The following is a 19,624-nucleotide window of genomic DNA, read 5'->3' on the forward strand; positions in this document are numbered from 1 at the left end:
CGGGTTTAACGCGCAATATCACCCGGCTCAGCGATTAGCCACCAAATGCGCCCCAAACAGCAAATAACAACCACCGGCCAAACGATCCAGCCATTGCCGCGACCGTTCGTAAACACTCGCGATCCGGCGGCTGGCGAAGAACAGCGCGACGCTGCAATACCAACTGAACGACAGCGTGGCCATGGTCAGCACGGCCAGCGTCAGCAGTAGCGGCGGGACGTGGGCCGGCATCGCGGTGGCGAAGATGGTGGCGACGAACAGTGCCGACTTGGGGTTGGTCATGTTGCCCAGAAAGCCTCGCCCGTAGGCGCCGAGCAGGGTCTGTTGCGACTCATCCAGCGTACCGGCGGCAATCGGCGCTTTGCGTTTGAACTGCTTGAGGCCGAGCCAGATCAGGTAGCAGCCACCGGCGATCTTGAAGCTCAGGTACAGGGTTGGCGCCGCGCTGAACAAGGTCTGAATACCCAAACCGCCGGCCAGGCCCCACAGCACGGTTCCGCTGGCGACGCCGAGCGCCGCGACCACACCATGACGGCGCGAGCGGCTGACCGCCAATTGGGCGATGTTGAAAAAGTTCGGGCCGGGGGTGACCACCGCGACCGTCCACAACAGCGCCAGCGACAGCAACGGGGCGAGATAGCTGGAAAGCGAAAGGTCCATGGGGCGAGCGCCTGATTGGTTCGACAATGCCCCACACCTTGCTACATCCGGCGCGCGTTTTCCATCAGATGCAGGTCACAGCGGCAGGGTTTTACCGTCCACCGCATCGCCAATCGTCAGGAAATGCCCGCCGGCCACGTGGTGCAGCGTGCGCAAGCCATCATGCCCGTCGAAATGCCAGCGCCCGTCGCTGAACACCCGCTCATCGGCCTGGGCTGCGATGACTTCGGCGAGGAACAGGTCGTACTGCTCGTGGTTGCGCGGTTCCGGCAGCAAGCGGCATTCGAGCCAGGCCACGCAGCCTTCGAGCAGAGGCGCCTCGACGGTTTCACCGGCGAAGGTTTGCAGGCCATAAGCCTGAAACTTGTCCTGTCCCTGATTCTGCCGGATCTCCAGCCCCGAGGTATTGCCGACGGTTTGCACGATGTCAGCCTGATTGACGCACGGCACGTTGAGCACAAAAGTGCCGGACGCTTCGAGCAACTGGCGGGTCCAGGTGGACTTGTCGAGGACGACCGCAACTTTCGGCGGTTCGAAATCCAGCGGCATCGCCCAGGCGGCGGCCATGATGTTGCGCTGGCCGTCATGGGCAGCGCTGACCAGCACGGTCGGCCCGTGATTGAGCAGACGATAGGCTTTGTTCAGGGGCACCGGGCGGCGGTGGGAAGCACTCATGGGGATCTGCTCCGGGGAAAAAGGAGAAGATTGTAGCGCCATCTTCAACTGTAGGAGTGAGCCTGCTCGCGATCGCAGTAGTTCAATCAACATGGAGGTTGAATGTCAGACCGATATCGCGAGCAGGCTCACTCCTACAGGGTTTAGTACAGGTCAGTTAGAGAGTTGATTGGCAAACTGGCCGACCGCATCCACCACTTTCTGCGCGCCGTCCTGGATCTCGACGATCACCGTGCCCGCTTCCGCCGCCAGCGCCAGGCCCTGCTCGGCCTGCAGCTTGCCATCGGTCATCAGGGCCACGGCGTTGCGCGCCATTTCCTGGTTCTGCCGCACCACAGTGACGATCTCTTCGGTCGCCTGACTGGTGCGCGAGGCCAGTTGCCGCACTTCGTCGGCAACCACCGCAAAGCCCCGGCCCTGTTCCCCAGCGCGAGCCGCCTCGATGGCGGCGTTGAGCGCCAGCAGGTTGGTTTGTTCGGCAATGCCGCTGATGGTTTTGACGATGGTACCGATCACCTGCGACTGCTCGTTCAGCGCCTCGATGCCCTCACCGGCCGCCTGCATGTGGCGCGACAGATCACGCATCACATTCACTGCCTCGGTGACCACCGTAGTGCCACGTTGCGCAGTGCTGTCGGTTTGCTGCGAAGTGCTGTAGGCAATGCTGGCCGCGTCGGCAACCGCTTGTTCGCGGTTGACCTGATCGGTAATCACCGTGGCGAACTTCACCACTTTGTACAGTTTGTTGTTGGCATCGACCACCGGGTTGTAGGACGCCTCCAGCCACACCGTACGACCATGGCTGTCGACGCGCTTGAAGCGGTTGGCGACAAATTCGCCGTTGTTCAGGCGACGCCAGAAATTCTGGTACTCGGCGCTGTTGTATTCCTCAGGGGTGCAGAACATCCGGTGATGTTTGCCTTTGATCTGCGCCAGGCTGTAACCCATGCCCTGCAGAAAGCGCTCGTTGGCATTCAGCACATTGCCATTGAGGTCGAACTCGATCACCGCCGTCGAACGCACCAACGCGCCGATCAGGTTTTCGTGTTCGCGGGAGGCTTCGATGGTGCGGGTCAGGTCGCTGGAGAAGATCGAGAAATGCTTGATCCGCCCGTCCGAAGAGCGCACCGGCTGCACGATGGAGCGCAGCCACGCCTCTTCGCCATTACCACGCAACAGGCGCACGGCTCCGGCGAAATGTTCGCCACGGGTCAGTGCGGCCTTGAAACGATGATGAAAGTCGTCGGCCTTCACGTGCGCCGGAACGATGTCATCAATGGCGCGCCCCACCAGATCCTGGCTCTTGTAGAGCATCTCGCCGAGGAAGTTCTGATTGACCGACTGAATCCGGCCATCAGGTTCCAGAGTCAGCACCAGCATCTCGCTTTCCAGGCTTTCCTTCACCTGCAGCAGGCTGGAGAGTTCTTCACGAAGAGTGGCCAGCTCTTGCTTGAGGCGGTTGTTGAACATGGGAAAGTACCGATAGGCAGGGTAGAAAGCGGGATGCAGCTTAACCATCGGCCTTGGAAAACTTTTCTGAAGAGCGTTTGAGACCGGCCAGTCAAAAATAATCCCGCCGGGCTTTTACTCCTATCGATCACTCCACTGAGCCGTTACAAAAGCCGCCGCTCTGGCCCGGCCACTTCAGGTATTCTCAGGCCAAATTGCAACAACATGTTGCAGGTAACCGCCCGATAAGGAGTGCCGTTTTGGATTTATCGACCGCTGCCTGGATGGTGCATGACACCCGCCTGATTCTCTGCTGCCTGCTGGCGATTGCGACGATTATCGTGTTGATCAGCGCCACCAAACTTCCACCTTTTCTCTCGATCCTGATCGGCACTTTTATTGCCGGTGTCGGCGCAGGTTTGCCGCCAGAGGATGTAGCGAAGGCGTTCAGCAAAGGCGCAGGGGCGATTCTCGGAGAAGCGGGGATCATCATTGCCCTGGGCTCGATGCTAGGCGCACTGATGGCCGAGTCCGGCGCTGCCGACCGTATCGCCTCGACGCTGCTCGGGCTGGGCAAAGGCAAGTCCCTGCCGTGGGTCATGGCGTTGGTGGCGATGGTGATCGGCCTGCCGCTGTTCTTCGAAGTGGGGCTGGTGATGATGGTGCCGATCATCTTCGTCATGGCCCGTCGCTCGGGTCAGCCATTGTTGAAAATCGCCATTCCGGCGCTGGCTGGGATGACCACCCTGCATGCCCTGATGCCGCCGCATCCCGGGCCGCTGATCGCGGTCAGCGCATTGCATGCCGACCTTGGGCTGACCATGTTGCTGGGCTTCAGCATCGCGATTCCGGCGGTGATTCTGGCGGGGCCGCTGTACGGCAACTGGCTGTCGAAACGCATGCACATCGATGAACCGGCAGAGCTCGGCGCACTGTTCAGCGCCCCGCCGAAAGCGCCGCGCCAGCCGAGTTTCGGCCTGTCGCTGCTGATCATTCTGTTGCCGGTGCTGCTGATGCTCGGCAGCACCCTGGCGAAAGTCGCGATGCCCCCCGAAAGCAGCGTCGCCCTGACCCTGAAGTTCCTCGGCGAACCGTTGGTGGCGCTGGGCATTGCGGTGATGGCGGCGGTGATCTGCCTCGGCTGGGCCAACGGCATGCCGCGCGAGCAAGTCGGCGGCATGCTGCGCAAAAGCCTGGCGCCGATTGCCGTGTTGCTGCTGACGATTGGTGCCGGCGGCGGCTTGAAGCAGACCTTGCTGGATGCCGGCGTCAGCCAGACCATCAGCAAAGTCGCCGAGGGTGCGCACATGCCGTACCTGCTGCTGGCCTGGCTGATTGCCGTGGCACTGCGTCAGGCTACGGGTTCGGCGACAGTCGCGACCACGACGACAGCGGGGATTCTGGCGCCGATGATGGCGGGGCTCGCCGCGACGCAAAGCTCACTGGTGGCGCTGGCGATTGGCGCCGGCTCCGTGTTCTTCTGCCACGTGAATGACGCCGGCTTCTGGATGGTTCGCGAGTACTTTGGCTTGCAACTCAAACAGACGATCTGGGTCTGGTCGATTCTGCAAACCATTGTCTCGGTGGTGGGACTGGTGGGGACGTTATTGTGGTGGCACTGGCTGACTTGACACTCGTCAGGAACAGGGCGCCACGGCTTGGCGCCCGACACTGCTCATGCGCGAACCGAAATACGCCGCGCTGACAATGCCGACTGCGCCCATCACCGCACAGAACATCACGCAGATCCACGGACTCCACGGCATCAGACCAATCAGCAACAGCGGTGTGATGCTCGCCCACGCGGCGTAGGCAATGTTGTAGGTGAAGGAGATGCCCGACACCCGGATACGCGCCGGGAACAGACCGACCATCACCGACGGCACCGCGCCGACCACACCGCAGGCCAGCCCCGCCACAGCGTAGGCCAGACCGACCCAGTCACCGCCGGCAATCAGACAGGCATACAGCACGCCGATGCCCAGCGGCAGCAACAGGCTGTAAAGCATCACCGTGCGCCACGCACCGATGCGATCGACCAGCAATCCGGCAATCACACAGCCAATGTTCAGGAAGACAATGCCCAGCGCATTCAGGGCGAAGGTGTGGCTGGCGGTCATGCCGAAGGTTTTCTGCATCATGGTCGGAGTGATGACTACAAACACCACCACCGCCGACGTCAGCACACAGGTCAGCAGCATCGCCGGCAACATCGCCAGACGATGTTCGCGCAGCACCGTGCGCAGCGGCAGTTCGACCCGCGCTTCACGCTGGGCTTCCATGGCCATGAACACCGGGGTTTCGCTCAACCAACGCCGCAAGTAGACACCGATCACGCCGAACACACCGCCGAGCAGGAACGGATACCGCCAGGCGTAATCAAGGATTTCCGCCGGGGTGAACACTTGTGCAAGGAAAGTCGCGGTCAGCGCGCCAATCAAGTAACCAAAGGTCAACCCGGCCTGCAAAAAGCCCAGCGCGTAACCGCGATGCCCGGCAGGCGCGTGCTCGGCGACGAACACCCAGGCGCTCGGAACTTCCCCACCCACCGCCGCGCCTTGCAGGATGCGCAGCGCCAGCAACAGCAGCGGCGCGAAATAACCGATCTGGGCATAAGTCGGCATGATCCCGATCAGCAGGCACGGCAGCGCCATCATCAGGATGCTCAGGCTGAAGACCTTTTTCCGGCCCAGGCGATCGGCGAAATGCGCCATCAGGATCCCGCCCAGCGGGCGCGCCAGATAACCGGTGACGAAGATCCCGAAGCTTTGCAGCAGACGTAGCCACTCGGGCATTTCCGGCGGGAAGAACAACTGGCTGAGGGTCAGGGCGAAGAACACGAAAATGATGAAATCGTAGATCTCCAGCGCCCCGCCGAGTGCCGCAAGACCGAGGGTCTTGTAGTCGGAGCGGCTGAACGGCGCCGGTCGGGCTGTGGATTGGGCAGTCATGGCAAAGAACTCTGGCAGGCAAAAAACCAAGGCGCCCATGGTCTACGCAAATCCGCCTGGGGACAACCCGTTAGACCATAGTCCCGGTTTCGCAAAACCTGCTCACAAAACAGCCTGGCTTGATTTACTGTTTAGACCAGTCTCCTGCCGCACCTGGTGAAAACCTGTGGGAGAGGGGCCCAACCACGACAAGCGGGTGCAGCATCAAAACCCACGCCACCTCACAACTCCCATTCAATTCCATTCCCTCACCCACCAAAGCACTTATCGCCCTGCAGACCCACAATAACCATAAAAATCCGAGGTACTCCCTGTGGCCGTTGATATCGAAGATAGCCGCTCTGCGCGCTTTGCCTTGCGCTGTTCAAGCTTTGCCGAACGCTGGTTCCCCGACTCCTGGGTATTCGCCGCACTGGCGGTGATCATTGTCGCGCTGGCCACTTTGGCCATGGGCGCCAAACCCACCGATGCCGCGATGGCGTTCGGCGACGGGTTCTGGAGCCTGATCCCGTTCACCATGCAAATGGCCTTCGTGGTGATTGGCGGCTACGTCGTCGCCAGTTCGCCGCCAGCGGTCAAGCTGATCGACAAACTGGCGCGCATCCCGAAAAACGGCCGCTCTGCCGTGGCCTGGGTCGCGCTGATCTCGATGGTCGCCTCGCTGTTGAACTGGGGCCTGTCGCTGGTGTTCGGCGGTTTGCTGGTGCGCGCCCTCGCCCGCCGCACCGATCTGAAAATGGATTACCGCGCGGCCGGTGCAGCGGCGTATCTGGGCCTGGGCGCGGTCTGGGCGCTGGGCCTGTCCTCATCGGCGGCGCAGTTGCAGGCCAACCCGGCGAGCCTGCCGCCGGCGATCCTGTCGATCACCGGGGTGATTCCGTTCACGCAGACCATCTTCCTCTGGCAATCCGGCGCCATGCTGCTGGCGCTGATCGTGATTTCGATCATCGTCGCCTACGCCACCGCACCCGGCCCGAACTCTGCGCGCGATGCCAAGGATTGTGGCATCGACCCGGCGTTCAACCTGCCACCGCTGCAACCGCGCACCCGGCCCGGCGAATGGCTGGAGCACAGTCCGCTGCTGATCATCTTGCTGGTGCTGCTGGCCGCCGGCTGGCTGTTCCACGAGTTTTCGAGCAAACCGGCGATCACCGCGATTTCCGGGCTCAACACCTATAACTTCCTGTTCATCATGCTCGGCGCCCTGCTGCACTGGCGCCCGCGCAGCTTCCTCGATGCGGTGGCCCGGGCGGTGCCGACCACCACTGGCGTGCTGATCCAGTTCCCGCTGTACGGCTCGATCGCCGCGCTGCTGACCACGGTCAAAGGCGCCGATGCGCAGACGCTGGCGCATCACATCTCGACCTTCTTCGTCAGCATCGCCTCCCACGACACCTACGCGTTGCTGATGGGCGTGTACTCGGCGATTCTCGGTTTCTTCATCCCGTCCGGCGGCGGCAAGTGGATCATCGAAGCGCCGTACGTGATGCAAGTCGCCAACGATCTGCAATACCACCTCGGCTGGGCGGTACAGATCTACAACGCCGCCGAAGCCCTGCCGAACCTGATCAACCCGTTCTACATGTTGCCGCTGCTGGGCGTGCTCGGCCTGAAGGCGCGCGACCTGATCGGCTTCTCGTTCGTGCAATTGCTGGTGCACACGCCGCTGGTGCTGTTCCTGTTGTGGGTGCTGGGGACGACATTGGCGTATACGCCGCCGGTGATGCCGTAGATTGACGAGGTTGCACCTGCCTCATGGCAGGTGCAATCAATGTTGCTCGCAGGGCAGGAATCTCAACAGCTCAGGCAAAGCAACCTGAACCGTGTCCCAGACGACATCCAGATTGATGTCGAAGTAGCCATGAGCGATCCGGTTACGCATCCCGCGCATGCTGCGCCAGGGAGTTTGAGTGTTCTGAGCCGCGAATTCCGGAAACCGATCCATTATTTTGGTTGCCGCCTCGCCAATGATAACCAGGCTCATGATGACCGCTTGTTGCGTCCGTTTGTCGTCGACGAATTCTTCCTTGCTCAGACCTTCGACGAAGACCAGCGCATCGCTCGCAGCTTGACGCATATGTTCAAGGTAATCGCCCAGCCGGTTCTCGATCATACGGGACGGGCCTGTTCAAGAACCTGCTGACGAAATTTCAGCGGAAGGTCCCCCGGTGTCAACAGGTCGACGGTAACGCCCAGCAAATCTTCAAGCTCAACCTGAAGCCCGCCGAGATCAAACAAGGTGGCACCGGGCAATGGATCGACCAACAGATCAAGGTCACTGCCTTCCATATCGGTACCCAGCACCGTTGAGCCGAACACGCGCGGATTGGCCACACGGAATCTGCCGACAACCTCACGAACGGCAGCTCGTTGCAGATCAAGAGCAATGGAAGGCTTCATGGTTCACTCAGGCCAGTTTCTATATCGCAGCAGTCTAGCAGTGCCGAGGGGCCGTAGACACCGCACCATTTTGTAACCCAACCGTCACATTCAATTGTTAGCGTCCGCCCGAAACAAACTGAAACAATTAAGCTGAACGGGCTGACAGATGAAAGACGAGATTGACGGCACTGACGCACCTGAATCCGACAACCCCACCGACACCAGCCGCCGCCGCTTCCTCGGCGGTGTTGCCGTCCTCGGCGTGGGGGCCACGCTCGCCGGCTGCGGTAACGCCAGCAACCCGCCGGGCAAACCGGTCGAGCGCCCGCTGACGCCAGCCGAGCTGGACAAGGCCCTGCGCGATCAGGTGAAAACCGTGGTGGTGATCTATGCCGAGAACCGTAGCTTCAACAACCTGTTCGGTGATTTCCCCGGTGTCGAAAAGCCGCTGTCGGCGCTCAAGCCTGCCGATTACCAGCAACGTGACCGCGACGGCAGCCTGTTGCAGACGCTGCCGCCCGTCTGGGGTGGCGTGCTGCAGATCGGCCCGCAAACGCTTGATGGCGTGACCTACCCCAGCGCCACGCAGTTTCAGGAAAACCTGCCCAACGCGCCTTTCGCCCTCAAGGGCCCGAACGGCGAAGACTTGCCGTTCGGTCTGGTGACCCGCGATTTGTGGCACGTGTTCTATCAGAACCAGATGCAGATCAATGGCGGCAAGAACGATGGTTTTGTCGCCTGGGCCGACTCCGGTGGTTTGACCATGGGGCACTACGCCCAGAGCCGCTACTCGCTGCGCCTGTGGGATGTGGCGCAGGAATTCGTGCTGTGCGACAACTTCTTCCAGGGTGCTTTCGGCGGCTCGTTCCTCAACCACCAATACCTGATCAGCGCCACCGCGCCGTTCTATCCGGATGCAGCCAATTCGGTGGCCAAGTCACAGATTGCCGCCCTGCAAAGCGATGATCCGACTGACCCACGCCTCAAGCCACTGGAACAGTCACCCGCCAGCGCCATGACCGGCCCGCCGCAGTTCGGCCCGAGTGCGCTGACCCCGGACGGCTTCGGCGTCAACACCCTCGCCCCGCCGTACTGGCCGACGTGGATTCGCGACCCGGAGCGTCCGGCGTACTCCAAGCCGGATCTGCCCAATGTGATGGTGCCGCAGACCCACGAGCACATCGGCGACAAGCTGTCGAAGAAGAATGTCGACTGGGCCTGGTACGCCGGCGCCTGGCAGGCGACGCTGGAGCAGTACAAGGACTCGGGCGGGATTCCGAAGATCCCCAACTTCCAGTACCACCACCAGCCGTTCAACTACTTCAAGCAGCAAGGCCCGGAGAACCCGCAAGAGCGCAACAAACGCCTGCGCGATGCCGGCCTGGGCGATGAGTCGAGCACCAACAAGTTCTTCGCCGATGCCGAGGCCGGCAAGCTGCCGGCGGTAACTTTCTACAAACCGCAGGGCAACCTGAACATGCACGCCGGTTATGCCGACGTGGCTTCAGGCGACCGGCACATCGTCCGCGCCCTGAAGGTGCTGCGCGAAAGTCCGCAGTGGAAAAACATGGTGGTGGTCGTGACGGTCGATGAAAACGGCGGCTGGTGGGATCATGTGGCGCCACCCAAGGGCGATCGCTGGGGCCCGGGGTCGCGGGTGCCGGCGCTGGTGGTGTCGCCATTCGCCCGCAAAGGCACGGTGGATCACACGGTTTACGACACGGCGTCGATCCTGCGCCTGATCACCCGAGTGTTCCAACTGGAAACCCTCGACGGCCTCAAGCAGCGCGATGAGGCAATGATCGCCCGTGGCCAGAAACCGATGGGCGATCTGACCAACGCCCTGCATTTTCAGGCGTGAAACCGAGTTCTGCGAGCTGACGCAAAAATCCGTGAATGACCGCTTCTCTGTGCAACACGGCTGATCCAATATGAAGCGCCCCGAACCCGGGGAACCCACGCTGAAAAGGATCTGAGCATGTTCAAACTCGCAGGATTTACCCCCGCAGTTCTCACCCTCGCCGCGCTCACCCTGAGCGCGGCTGCCCACGCCGATGTCGACCTGAAGCTGGGCAGCACCGAGCGCGTCACCCGCCTCTTCGCCTACCCCAACAATTGCAGCGTGATCTGTTATCGCAACTGGTCCCTGGAGCAGACCGTCGCCCATTACCTGAGCCAGAGCGTGCAGCGCGATGGTTACAGCAATGCCAAAGTCTTGGTGAAGAACGATAACGGGCAGATTTACGCCGAGATCAGCGGCGTGCCCAAAGGTTACGACAAGCCGCTGTCGGCGCTGCTCGATGCCGGTGATCTGGCCTATAACGGCGCCAGCAAGCTCAATGCCGATGGCAAATGGGCGTACAGCTGGTATCTGTTCCTGCCGCTGGGCATGGCCCTGGAAAACCGCAAGAGCGTCGAACTGCTGCACTTCCCGCCGGACTATTCGCTGACTCAGGCGCAGGATTACCTGCGCTCGAACACCACCGACCGCTGGGCCACGCTGCTGACCGTCAACGGCATTCCGGCCGAGCAGACGCCGGCCTATCAGACCATCATCGACATCGCGCCAATCGCCGCGCCGTCCAACGCCGGTAGTGATCTGGAGGGCGTCTACGACTACTTCAAGGATTATCAGACCACGCTGGTCAAGCAGTTCAGCCAGACCAGCGCCGGCACCACCCTGCCGATGGTCGCGTTCGGTGCGCCGGTGCGTAACTGGATCAAGCTGCAATACGGCCCGACCGTGGCCGTATTGGGTCTGGCGACCATCAGCCCGAGTGCTGGGGTGAACGTGCCGGTGCTGGGATCGAACCATCCGAGCTACATCTGGTACGCCGCCGACCCGGCCAGCTATGACGGCGATGAGGCCAAGGCCGATGCCGCCGGTTTGAAGGTCATGGGTCAGGACTTGAGCGCCGCTTGCTGGCAAGCCGGGATGGGCAGTAAACCGGGCACCGATGCGAAAGCCCTGCTCAACAGCTGCACGCAGACCTGGCAAGTGACGCAAAAGGGCAAGACCTGCGAACTGTTCTACACCTCGATCCGCAACCTGACCCCGGCACAGGCCGCCGCCAAGTGCTCGACCACGCCAATCAAGGCCCAGTTGCAACAGCTTCAGGGCGAATTGCCGGCCACCGCCGTTCCTGCACCACACCTCTGATCCGCTGAAAAAGCTTCCCGTGTCAGTCAATGCTGACGCGGGGAGCAGCCAATCACGCCTGTCAGATCTGACAGTAGACAGTTTGAGGGATACACCGGAATATTGGATCCAAACATGTTGCAGCGCTGACAGGACGTCAGACCAGGGAAGTCGCAGCATTTGGCCGACAGGGAACGTTATGAATAATCAGGCCCATCAACACAACATCCCACGCGACGCACCCGGGATCTATCCGTTTGCCGGATTGCCGGTGCGTCTGGGTTTCCCATCCACCGAGGATTTCGAAATCGTGCAGGACCACCACGGTCACGCGGCAGTCGTGGCGCGCCGGGCGTTCTTGCGCATCACCCGGATGTGTCGGGTTTCCGGGCAACTGCTGCCCTATCGTTGTCGACAGACGCGCCAGTTACTGGCCGGCATCCATCTCTACGATCCGCGCTTTTGCGGGTTGCTCGAACACGCCTGCGATCCGAATGTGTTTCTGGACATGAGTGAGCTGTGGCTGTGGGCACTTCGCGACATTCAGCCGGGTGAACGCCTGACCATCGACTTCGCCGCCACCGAAGACCGTTTGCTGCAACAGTTCGCCTGCACCTGTGGCTCGCCGCGCTGTCGTGGGTGGATCACCGGCTACGATGAGCCACCCAGTATCGAGGGCCAGCACTTTCTGCAGCACTGGCGGCATCCACAATGATCGGGATTACAACGCCCCGACCGGACGCAGACGATATTGCAGCGGCAGTTGCTCGAAACCGCTGATGGTGGTGTTCAGGCTTTTCCAGCGACCGTCCTTGATGCCGTAAATGCAGCCGTGAATCGACAGGCTCTGGCCGCGGTGCCAGGCGTTCTGGATGATGCTGGTGTGGGCGACGTTGGCCACTTGCTGGACGACGTTGAGCTCGCACAGCCGGTCGACCTGTTCTTCCTCGGTCGGCAGCTTGGCCAGTTCTTCTCGTTTTTCGTAATACAGGTCACGGATCGAGCGCAGCCAGCCATCGATCAGACCGAACTGGCGATCCTGCATCGAGGCGCGCACACCGCCGCAGCCATAGTGGCCGGTAACCAGGATATGTTTGACCTTGAGCACATCAACCGCGTACTGGATCACCGACAGGCAATTGAGGTCGGTGTGCAGCACCACGTTGGCGACGTTGCGGTGTACGAACAGATCGCCCGGCAGCATGCCGACGATCTCGTTGGCCGGCACCCGTGCGTCGGAGCAGCCGATCCACAGATATTCCGGGGTCTGCTGGCGCGCCAGCTTGGCGAAGAAATCCGGGTCTTCCTTGGTGATCGCGTCAGCCCAACGCTCGTTGTTATCAATCAGGTCTTGTAAGTCGTGCATGGTTAAGGCCTCAAGAAAGATGCGCTGGTATGACAGACGACCGCCCGTCGGGGTCACGCAAGAACCGCAGGTGTTTTTCTTTGGAATTCTCGGGTGCCCGGTGAGTCCACTCAGTAAGGCCCACAGTATGAGGATTTGCCATGACTGATTCACGACGTCCGTTCGATGCGGTGCAACCGGAACCCATCGATGACAACGAAGACCGCATGGGCTCGGTGCATGAGCTGGATTTCGATGAAGACGAACCCAGCGCGAAAATCGGTGACGAGATTCCGGAACGTGAACGCGAGCAACTGATGCCCGCTGAACGGGTGCGCGAGGCCGGGCTTACCGGTGCATCGACGGCTGATCATGAACCGACCGACGATGACTTGAGCCCGGAAACACTGATTCACGAGGATGGCGCACGCGATGCCGAAGAGGCTGGCGAGGGCAATCAGGCCGATTGGGATCTGAGCATTGTTGATGAGGATGACATCGGCGGCGGCAATGGTCTGGATGAGGCGGAGCTGGCGCGGCGTGATCCGCTGGATGGCAATCGCTGATCTGTATTGCCTGTAAGGACGCCTTCGCGAGCAAGCCCGCTCCCACAGGGAATTGAGACTCGGCTCAAAACCAATGTGGGAGCGGGCTTGCTCGCGAAGCTTTTAAACAAGATCAGTCGACCAGGGTGCAGGCCATCACTACGGCGTCTTCGCGCCCGCCCACCGCCGGATAATAATCGCGACGCCGGCCAATCTCGTTGAAGCCATAGCGCTCGTACAACCTGAACGCAGCAGTATTGCTGTCGCGCACTTCCAGGAAACATTCCCGGGCCTCGGCCGCATACGCCCGCGACATCAGATGTTCGAGCAGCGTGAGCCCCAGCCCACGCCCCTGATTCTCCGGTTTGATCGTGATATTCAGCAGATGCGCCTCGTCGAGAATGATCTGCACCACCCCGTGGCCGACCTGCTGCTGGCCTTCGAACATCAGCCAGATCTGGTATTTGCCCAGCCCGTCGAGAAAAATCCCCCGCGTCCAGGGATGGCTGTACGCCGCGTATTCGATCTTCAATACCGCGTCCAGGTCCGCCTCGGTCATCGGGCGGAACGATACAGCTTCACTCATTCGATGGTTTCCAGCGCGCCATCAGCCGACGCATGGCTTGCCACACAGCGGCTTTGCGCTGTGGCTCTTCCATTAACAATTCCAGACCGGGGATGGCCCATGCCAGGCCCAGGCCTTCGATCTGCAATTCACTATTGAACGCTTCAGCGTCCACCTCACCGGCAAAGCGCACCGCCGGCAGGCCGATCAGCCACAGGCAGGCGCAGGGTGCCGCTTCCATCTGTACCGAGAGGAAACCCTGAACAAAGTCGCGCGCCGCTTCCGGGCCCTGATCCATGGTGCCGCGGTTCAGCCACGGCCAGCGCACCGGCTCGCCGACGATTTGTGGCGCATCCGGCAGACCGGCAGCGCGCAACATGTCTTTAAGCAGCAGATAGGCCGGATCGCGGCTCTGGAACGCTTCGCCTGTGGGTAACTCGACCAGCAGCAGGCAAGCCCCGGCGCGCAGCAATTGCAGGGCAAAACGCGGTGGCGGCACGGGCGCGGGTCTGGCGACAACTGGCGCCTCCTCGACCTCTTCCACCGGTTTGGCGCCATTGCGGGTACTGGCGAGCGACGGGCGTGGCACTTCGATCTTCGGCCGTTCGACCGGACGGGCGGCAGGCTGCACCGGAGCTTCGGCCTGCACAACCGGCATCACCACGACCTCTGGCTCAGGCTCGGGCATGTCCAGCAGCTCGGGCCGCGACGGGGCGGCGAAAGGCAATTCGGTGCGCGGCAGCCAGTTGACCACCTGCATGGCGTTCAAATAGGCGCGGCGGCGGGACTCGATAAGCAAAGGGTCGGCCACTTGTGGATAACTGAAGTGGGCTGATTCTACAGCCCTTCGTTCAAGATCGCTTGCTGTTGATCGATAGCCTTTACCTGGGCTCGCTCCCTGAGAAAATGCGACAGCCCGTCCCGAGAGTGAATCGCGCCCCTCGTGATGCAGTACAATCGCGGCTTTTAATCGCCAACCAGCCGGCCATTCCGATGATCGAACCCAAGCGCGTCTTGCGCGCCCTCGCTGAACACTGGGCACTTCTGGAGCCACTGTGCGAGCACTTCGACCAAGGCACCCTGAGCCTCAACGAACTGCGCGCGCAACTGGCCGCCCAACAACTGGACAGCACGCCGCAGGACATCACCAGCCTGCTCGACGTGTGGATTCGCCTGGACATTCTGGTGCCCGTGGCGAAAAGCCCGAACCGTTTCGAGCTCAACGCGCAGATCCACGACTTCCTTGCCTACCTGCGCCGTGAGCACCGTCTGGGCCTGTGCCTGGAAATCGAAGCCTACTTGCGTCACCTCGAACGTCTGGCCGGCTACATTCAGGACGCGTTCGATGTGCGCGACGGCAACGACCTCGCCCGTCAGCTGCGTTTGCTCGACATGCGCGTGCGCGACGTGCTGAAGAAACTCGACAACGACGAGCAGGCCCTGGTCGCCGTGGCCGAACGGGCCAAGACCAGCGACCGGCAGATTCCGCTGCGTCAGCGATACGCCGAAGTGCTGGCGACCTGGGACGAATACGTCGAGCCGATGATCGATCTGGTGAATGCCGACGGCGCCTTCGAACAAGGCGTGCGCAAGGTCGAAACCGTGCTGCTGAAGATGCTCAGCGAACAGCAGCGCCTCGGCCATCTGGTCGATGACGACATGCTGCTGCGCACCCACGCGCGCATCCTCGAAATGCAGACCAGCGCCCAGTTGACCCTGCGCCACGCCCGCGAACTGCTGCTGCCGCTGCGTGAAGAGGCGCGCCGGCACAACGCCGTGACCCGTGGTGCAGCGCTGGCGCTGGCGGCGATTCGCCGCAAAGGCATCGACGCCGTGCCGCAAGCGGCGATGCCGCTGTTCACCCGGCCGCAAAGCACCTTCCTCGGCAGCGCCAGTCAGGTCGAGGCCTACGTCTACGCCCTGGCGCGTTTCGAGCCGAAACCGGCGCGCTTCCCCAAGGCGCACAAGACCCAGAAATCCGGCGATGCCCCGCGTGCACCGCGCACCGTGCGCGAGATGGTCGAGCGTTGCGAAGAGTCCCTGCCGATGCCGGATCTGATGACCTGGTTGCTGGAGCAGGAACCGGACGGCGCCACCGACGAATTGCTCTACTGGTTCTCGCGTCTGTCGCGGGAAAAACGCTTCACCCGCGAGCGTCTGGAACGCCGCGAATACCACACTCACGAGCATCAGGTCAGCCTGCGCTCCTTCGCCCTGCTCTCGGCCCGCGACTCCGCCGCCGAGGATTCTGCGAGCATCCCCAATGCATCTTGATCTATCCGAACTGTCCCAACTGGCGCCGATCTTCCGCGAGCTGTTCAAGGGCTATCACGTCAGCCGCCGCGACCCGGAACTGTACGCGCAACTGTCAAACTTCCAGGATCAATACCGCACGCTGTTCAAGGCGCTGGGGTTCGAACTGGTCTGCGACACCCGTGGGTTCTATTACTTCGTGCCGGACATGGCCGCTGCGGCGGTGAACAAGACTGCTCAGCGTCTGGCGCTGTTCACCTTCATTCTCGTCGAGCATCTGGCCGATCAGGGCCGCGATCCGATCGCCGTGCTCGACGGTGGCAGCCTCGGCCGTGAAGAGCTGCCGTCGTTGCTGGACAAATACCGCGACCTGTTCATCCAGGCCGAAGTGCAGACCGTCGAAGAACTCGAAGAAAAAATCATGCGCCGCATGACTCAGCTCGGTTTCGCCGGCGAAGAAAACGGCGTGTACCGTTTCCTGCCGCCGATGCACCGTTTCCTCGATGTGTGCTTGTCGGTGCAGCAGGACCGCGATCTGGCGGCCAGCGTACACAGCGTGCTGCCGCTGCCGGCACCGGTGCTGATCGACGAAGAAGCCGAAGCCAAATTCCTCGAGACCGACGATCCGCTCGATCTCAGCGAGTTTGAAGAAGAGAGCGAAGAAGACGCACTGGCCCGGGCCATTGCCGAAGAACAGGAGTCCGACGCATGAGCCAGGAACGCTACGGCATCCGCCGCTTTGCCCTTTTGAACACTGCCGGTTACAGCCTCGGCCTGTTCCCGCTGGAAGAACCGCTGTCGGTCTACGGCGCGAACAACCTCGGTAAATCCGCCTCGATCAACGCTCTGCAGTTCCCGATTCTGGCGCGCATGTCAGACATGAGTTTCGGCAAGTACAGCTTGGAACAATCGCGGCGTTTCTACTTTGCTTCCGACACCAGCTACATCCTCGTCGAAGTCAATCTACCGCACGGCCCGCACGTGATCGGCGTGGTCGGGCGCGGCCCGGGTGGTGGTTTCGGTCACCAGTTCTTCGCCTACGCCGGCAAGCTGGATCTGGCGCATTACCAGAAGAACGACACCTGCCTGCGGCAGAAAGAGCTGTTCAGCAACCTTGAGAAAGAAGGCCTAAAAGCCTACGAACTCAAGCCGGACGAACTGCGTCGTTTGCTGGTGGGCGGTCACACCTCGATCCCGCTGGATCTGACCCTGATTCCGCTGCGCTCCACCAGCGAGCAGAGCCTGAAGACCTTCCGCGCGCTGTTCATCAACCTGCTGCACATGCGTGAAATCACTGCGGCCAAGTTGAAGCAACTGTTCCTCGATGCCTTCGAGCACAGCCTGCGTTCCGGCAGCGTCGACTACATCGCCGCGTGCGAAGAAGCCTTCCGCGATGTGCGCCGGATGGAGCAGGACTACAACTCGCTGGTCGCCGCCGGCCCACTGGTCGAAGCCTTGGCCAACGGCGTAAAACAGCGCGACGTGCTGCGCGGCAAACTGCATCGCCTGTCGCCGCTGCTCGACTCGTTGCTCGGCACCTGGTCGGACTACGCCAATGCACGCAAGGAAGAACTGACGATTCAGGCCGAACACTACCGTCGCGAGCAGGACGATCTGCAAAACGACCAGCGTGGCGGCACCCAGGAGCTGATGCGTCTAGAGCGGGAAATCTCCGGCATCCAGCGCTGGCTCGGCGAGTTGTCGGTGCTGAAGAACCGCTTTGCGCTGGTCGATGACGTCAAAGTGCTGGAGCAACAACTGCTCGCGGCCAAGGATGCCCACGACGAACTGGCTGGTGCGCTGGCACAGTCCCGGCAGTTCAGCGCCGAAGATCTGGAAGAGCGTCTGCGCGATCTGGAAAAACGTCTGAAGTCGGTGAAGCAGCAACTCGATCACGCCGACAACAACAGCTATGCGCGCCTGCGTGAGGAGTTCTCGCAGCAGGACGTCGAGCGCCTGATGCGCCTGTTCAACAGTGCGCTGTTCAGCCTGCCGCTGGGCGAGCACGGCATCACCCTCGACGAGGATGGCGAGTGGGTCAAATCGGTCGAGCTGATCCTCGATGGCTTCAAGGGCGAGCGTTTCGAAGTGCCGGGGCTGTCGATCGACATCTCGCACATCGAGCCGCCGGCTCTGCAAGCGCTGGCCGACCGCGCCGCGCTGCGTGACCAGAAAGAGCGTCTGGAAAAAGAACTCAAGCAGCTCAAGACCCAGCAAGCCGTGGCCGCCGACCGCGCCGCGAGCAAGACCCAGACCGAAGCGCTGTACCAGCAAGTGCTGGATGCGCAGAAAGCCCTGGAAGATTTCCGTCGCACCCAGACCCTGAGCGCCGAAGAAAGCGACAAGCTCGAGCAACTGGCGCAGATGGAAGCGGCGCAGGACGAACTCAAGCGCTCCAGCGATGCGTTCACCGAGCGCGTCCAGCAACTGTCGGCCAAGCTGCAACTGGTCGGTCGGCAGATCGCCGACATGGAAGCCAAGCAGCGCACCCTCGACGACGCCCTGCGCCGCCGTCAGCTGCTGCCGGCGGACCTGCCGTTCGGTACGCCGTTCATGGATCCGGTCGACGATTCGATGGACAACCTGCTACCGCTGCTCAACGACTATCAGGACAGCTGGCAAGGCTTGCTGCGCGCTGACGGGCAGATCGAAGCGCTGTACGCGCAGGTGCGCCTCAAAGGCGTGGCCAAGTTCGACAGCGAAGACGACATGGAGCGCCGTCTGTCGCTGCTGATCAACGCTTACGCGCACCGTACCGACGAAGCCCTGACGTTGGGCAAGGCCCGGCGTGCGGCGGTCACCGACATCGCCCGGACCCTGCGCAACATCCGCAGCGACTACGACAGCCTCGAGCATCAACTGGCGCTGTTCAACCGCGAGATCAACAAGCGTCAGGTCTCCAACCTGCAGAGCTTCCGCATCGTCCTCGCGCCGAACAAGGAAGCGCTCAAGCACATCGACCAGATCATTCACAGCGCCGGTCAGTACGAAGAAGGCGAAACCCTGTCGGTGTTCGATCTGAGCCAAAGCGCGGAGCAGGACAACAAGAACGAAGAGGCCAAGGAATACCTCGCACGGCTGGTGGCGGCGAACCACAATCAGCTCGGCCTCAAGGACTTGTTCGAACTGGCGTTCGAGATCACCAAGGTCAATGGTCAGCCGGTGATCCACACCGACATCGACGGCGCGGCGTCCAACGGCACCACCATGACCATCAAGGCGCTGACCAACATGTACTTGTTGCTGCACTTGATGGACCGTGATCTGGCTGGTCGCGTGCGCCTGCCGTACTACCTCGACGAGGCGGCGGACATCGACGAGAAGAACCAGGCAGCGCTGCTGGAAACCAGCCTGCAACTGGGCTTCGTGCCGATTCTGGCGAGTGTGAAGCCGCAGGTCTGCGCCAGTGTCGCCATCGACCTGGAAGGCGGCAGCGGCCCGGCGGGGATCTACATCGACGAGGCGGACTGGAAGTACATCCGCCGGCATGATGTGGTGAAGGCCACCGTCAATGTGCAAGCCGATGAGCCGGAGCTGGATGAGGTTTGATCGGCGTTAGCTGAAGGCAAAAAAAGGGAAGCGGTCTTTTTGGGTCGCGGCGCCCTTTTTTGTCTCGGGGGTTGGGTGTGCTTTTTTTGTGCTCTCCTCCGGGCGGTCAGC

Annotated in this window: 18 protein-coding genes and 1 pseudogene; 9 read left to right on the forward strand and 10 right to left on the reverse strand. The window is 61.6% G+C overall.

Translation table 11 applies throughout. The features are described from left to right. Window positions 1-27: 27 nt before the first annotated feature. From LVD08_RS10895 to LVD08_RS28240, 4 genes and pseudogenes are all read right to left on the reverse strand, one after another. Window positions 28-660 (reverse strand): LysE family translocator, encoded by a 633-nt coding sequence (locus LVD08_RS10895; protein ID WP_103368559.1) that lies wholly within the window; start codon window positions 658-660, stop codon window positions 28-30. Window positions 661-735: 75 nt separating this feature from the next. Next, window positions 736-1,335, reverse strand: coding sequence for a flavin reductase family protein (locus tag LVD08_RS10900; protein ID WP_108592402.1), 600 nt, complete (start codon window positions 1,333-1,335; stop codon window positions 736-738). A gap of 153 nt (window positions 1,336-1,488) precedes the next feature. Next, entirely contained in the window at window positions 1,489-2,049 is a 561-nt protein-coding gene (locus LVD08_RS28235; RefSeq protein WP_371917798.1) for a methyl-accepting chemotaxis protein, read from the reverse strand. Beyond that, window positions 2,029-2,853 (reverse strand): annotated as a pseudogene (locus LVD08_RS28240) (PAS domain-containing protein); the annotation flags it as partial. The pseudogene LVD08_RS28240 and the gene LVD08_RS28235, both read right to left, overlap by 21 nt. A 191-nt stretch (window positions 2,854-3,044) precedes the next feature. On the opposite strand from LVD08_RS28240, the gene LVD08_RS10910 reads away from it, so the two are divergent. Next, window positions 3,045-4,415, forward strand: coding sequence for a GntT/GntP/DsdX family permease (locus LVD08_RS10910; RefSeq protein WP_247268118.1), 1,371 nt, complete (start codon window positions 3,045-3,047; stop codon window positions 4,413-4,415). A 6-nt stretch (window positions 4,416-4,421) separates the two neighbouring features. Here LVD08_RS10910 and LVD08_RS10915 read toward each other — a convergent pair whose 3' ends face one another. Next, on the reverse strand, window positions 4,422-5,735 hold the full coding sequence (locus LVD08_RS10915) for an MFS transporter (protein ID WP_247268119.1): 1,314 nt from the start codon (window positions 5,733-5,735) through the stop codon (window positions 4,422-4,424). A 313-nt stretch (window positions 5,736-6,048) separates the two neighbouring features. Here LVD08_RS10915 and LVD08_RS10920 point away from each other — a divergent pair, with 313 nt between their 5' ends. Beyond that, window positions 6,049-7,467 carry a short-chain fatty acid transporter gene (locus LVD08_RS10920; RefSeq protein ID WP_047599146.1) on the forward strand — a complete coding sequence of 473 codons (1,419 nt, stop codon included), beginning with the start codon at window positions 6,049-6,051 and terminating at the stop codon, window positions 7,465-7,467. 36 nt (window positions 7,468-7,503) lie between these two features. Here LVD08_RS10920 and LVD08_RS10925 read toward each other — a convergent pair whose 3' ends face one another. Beyond that, complete coding sequence (locus LVD08_RS10925; RefSeq protein WP_095136792.1) at window positions 7,504-7,848, reverse strand: HepT-like ribonuclease domain-containing protein; 345 nt, start codon at window positions 7,846-7,848, stop codon at window positions 7,504-7,506. Then, window positions 7,845-8,135, reverse strand: coding sequence for a nucleotidyltransferase family protein (locus tag LVD08_RS10930; RefSeq protein WP_103368563.1), 291 nt, complete (start codon window positions 8,133-8,135; stop codon window positions 7,845-7,847). The genes LVD08_RS10925 and LVD08_RS10930 overlap by 4 nt, the downstream gene beginning before the upstream one ends. Before the next feature lie 148 nt (window positions 8,136-8,283). Between LVD08_RS10930 and acpA the strand changes: the two genes are divergently transcribed. The 3 genes from acpA (at window position 8,284) to LVD08_RS10945 (ending at window position 11,971) form a co-directional block, all read left to right on the forward strand. Next, the gene (gene acpA / locus LVD08_RS10935; protein ID WP_247268120.1) at window positions 8,284-9,978 is read left to right on the forward strand and encodes an acid phosphatase; all 1,695 of its coding nucleotides are present in this window, start codon (window positions 8,284-8,286) and stop codon (window positions 9,976-9,978) included. 117 nt (window positions 9,979-10,095) lie between these two features. Further along, window positions 10,096-11,277 carry a hypothetical protein gene (locus tag LVD08_RS10940; protein ID WP_247268121.1) on the forward strand — a complete coding sequence of 394 codons (1,182 nt, stop codon included), beginning with the start codon at window positions 10,096-10,098 and terminating at the stop codon, window positions 11,275-11,277. Between the two features lie 178 nt (window positions 11,278-11,455). After that, a complete protein-coding gene (locus LVD08_RS10945; protein WP_247268122.1) occupies window positions 11,456-11,971 on the forward strand; it encodes an SET domain-containing protein-lysine N-methyltransferase in 516 nt (171 codons plus the stop codon). 6 nt (window positions 11,972-11,977) lie between these two features. Here the strand turns inward: LVD08_RS10945 and can are convergent, their stop codons facing one another. After that, window positions 11,978-12,622, reverse strand: a complete 645-nt coding sequence (gene can / locus LVD08_RS10950) for a carbonate dehydratase (RefSeq protein ID WP_247268123.1) — start codon at window positions 12,620-12,622, stop codon at window positions 11,978-11,980. A 140-nt stretch (window positions 12,623-12,762) separates the two neighbouring features. On the opposite strand from can, the gene LVD08_RS10955 reads away from it, so the two are divergent. Then, window positions 12,763-13,167, forward strand: coding sequence for a hypothetical protein (locus tag LVD08_RS10955; RefSeq protein WP_027612254.1), 405 nt, complete (start codon window positions 12,763-12,765; stop codon window positions 13,165-13,167). A 112-nt stretch (window positions 13,168-13,279) separates the two neighbouring features. Here the strand turns inward: LVD08_RS10955 and rimI are convergent, their stop codons facing one another. Further along, window positions 13,280-13,732 (reverse strand): ribosomal protein S18-alanine N-acetyltransferase, encoded by a 453-nt coding sequence (gene rimI, locus LVD08_RS10960; protein ID WP_247268124.1) that lies wholly within the window; start codon window positions 13,730-13,732, stop codon window positions 13,280-13,282. Further along, window positions 13,725-14,471, reverse strand: coding sequence for an energy transducer TonB (locus tag LVD08_RS10965; protein ID WP_247268131.1), 747 nt, complete (start codon window positions 14,469-14,471; stop codon window positions 13,725-13,727). The genes rimI and LVD08_RS10965 overlap by 8 nt, the downstream gene beginning before the upstream one ends. Window positions 14,472-14,704: 233 nt before the next feature. On the opposite strand from LVD08_RS10965, the gene mksB reads away from it, so the two are divergent. From mksB to mksF, 3 genes are read left to right on the forward strand one after another with little or no spacing between them, the layout of a single operon-like run. Then, window positions 14,705-15,985, forward strand: coding sequence for an Mks condensin complex protein MksB (gene mksB, locus LVD08_RS10970; protein ID WP_247268125.1), 1,281 nt, complete (start codon window positions 14,705-14,707; stop codon window positions 15,983-15,985). Next, on the forward strand, window positions 15,975-16,676 hold the full coding sequence (gene mksE / locus LVD08_RS10975) for an Mks condensin complex protein MksE (protein WP_016773189.1): 702 nt from the start codon (window positions 15,975-15,977) through the stop codon (window positions 16,674-16,676). The genes mksB and mksE overlap by 11 nt, the downstream gene beginning before the upstream one ends. Continuing rightward, on the forward strand, window positions 16,673-19,513 hold the full coding sequence (gene mksF, locus LVD08_RS10980; RefSeq protein WP_247268126.1) for an Mks condensin complex protein MksF: 2,841 nt from the start codon (window positions 16,673-16,675) through the stop codon (window positions 19,511-19,513). Before mksE ends, mksF begins: the two co-directional genes overlap by 4 nt. The last annotated feature ends 111 nt before the right edge of the window (window positions 19,514-19,624 follow it).

Origin of the sequence: Pseudomonas sp. YL2 (assembly GCF_023063025.1) — a bacterium.
GTDB classification, from domain to species: Bacteria; Pseudomonadota; Gammaproteobacteria; order Pseudomonadales; family Pseudomonadaceae; genus Aquipseudomonas; species Aquipseudomonas putida_A.

Excerpts from the sequence above, each read along its gene's own strand:
- LVD08_RS10895 (WP_103368559.1), bottom strand. The coding sequence starts at position 660 with ATGGACCTTTCGCTTTCCAGCTATCTCGCCCCGTTGCTGTCGCTGGCG.
- LVD08_RS10900 (WP_108592402.1), bottom strand. The coding sequence starts at position 1,335 with ATGAGTGCTTCCCACCGCCGCCCGGTGCCCCTGAACAAAGCCTATCGT.
- LVD08_RS10915 (WP_247268119.1), bottom strand. The coding sequence starts at position 5,735 with ATGACTGCCCAATCCACAGCCCGACCGGCGCCGTTCAGCCGCTCCGAC.
- LVD08_RS10925 (WP_095136792.1), bottom strand. The coding sequence starts at position 7,848 with ATGATCGAGAACCGGCTGGGCGATTACCTTGAACATATGCGTCAAGCT.
- LVD08_RS10930 (WP_103368563.1), bottom strand. The coding sequence starts at position 8,135 with ATGAAGCCTTCCATTGCTCTTGATCTGCAACGAGCTGCCGTTCGTGAG.
- acpA (WP_247268120.1), top strand. The coding sequence starts at position 8,284 with ATGAAAGACGAGATTGACGGCACTGACGCACCTGAATCCGACAACCCC.
- LVD08_RS10940 (WP_247268121.1), top strand. The coding sequence starts at position 10,096 with ATGTTCAAACTCGCAGGATTTACCCCCGCAGTTCTCACCCTCGCCGCG.
- LVD08_RS10945 (WP_247268122.1), top strand. The coding sequence starts at position 11,456 with ATGAATAATCAGGCCCATCAACACAACATCCCACGCGACGCACCCGGG.
- can (WP_247268123.1), bottom strand. The coding sequence starts at position 12,622 with ATGCACGACTTACAAGACCTGATTGATAACAACGAGCGTTGGGCTGAC.
- LVD08_RS10955 (WP_027612254.1), top strand. The coding sequence starts at position 12,763 with ATGACTGATTCACGACGTCCGTTCGATGCGGTGCAACCGGAACCCATC.
- rimI (WP_247268124.1), bottom strand. The coding sequence starts at position 13,732 with ATGAGTGAAGCTGTATCGTTCCGCCCGATGACCGAGGCGGACCTGGAC.
- LVD08_RS10965 (WP_247268131.1), bottom strand. The coding sequence starts at position 14,471 with ATGCAGGTGGTCAACTGGCTGCCGCGCACCGAATTGCCTTTCGCCGCC.
- mksB (WP_247268125.1), top strand. The coding sequence starts at position 14,705 with ATGATCGAACCCAAGCGCGTCTTGCGCGCCCTCGCTGAACACTGGGCA.
- mksE (WP_016773189.1), top strand. The coding sequence starts at position 15,975 with ATGCATCTTGATCTATCCGAACTGTCCCAACTGGCGCCGATCTTCCGC.
- mksF (WP_247268126.1), top strand. The coding sequence starts at position 16,673 with ATGAGCCAGGAACGCTACGGCATCCGCCGCTTTGCCCTTTTGAACACT.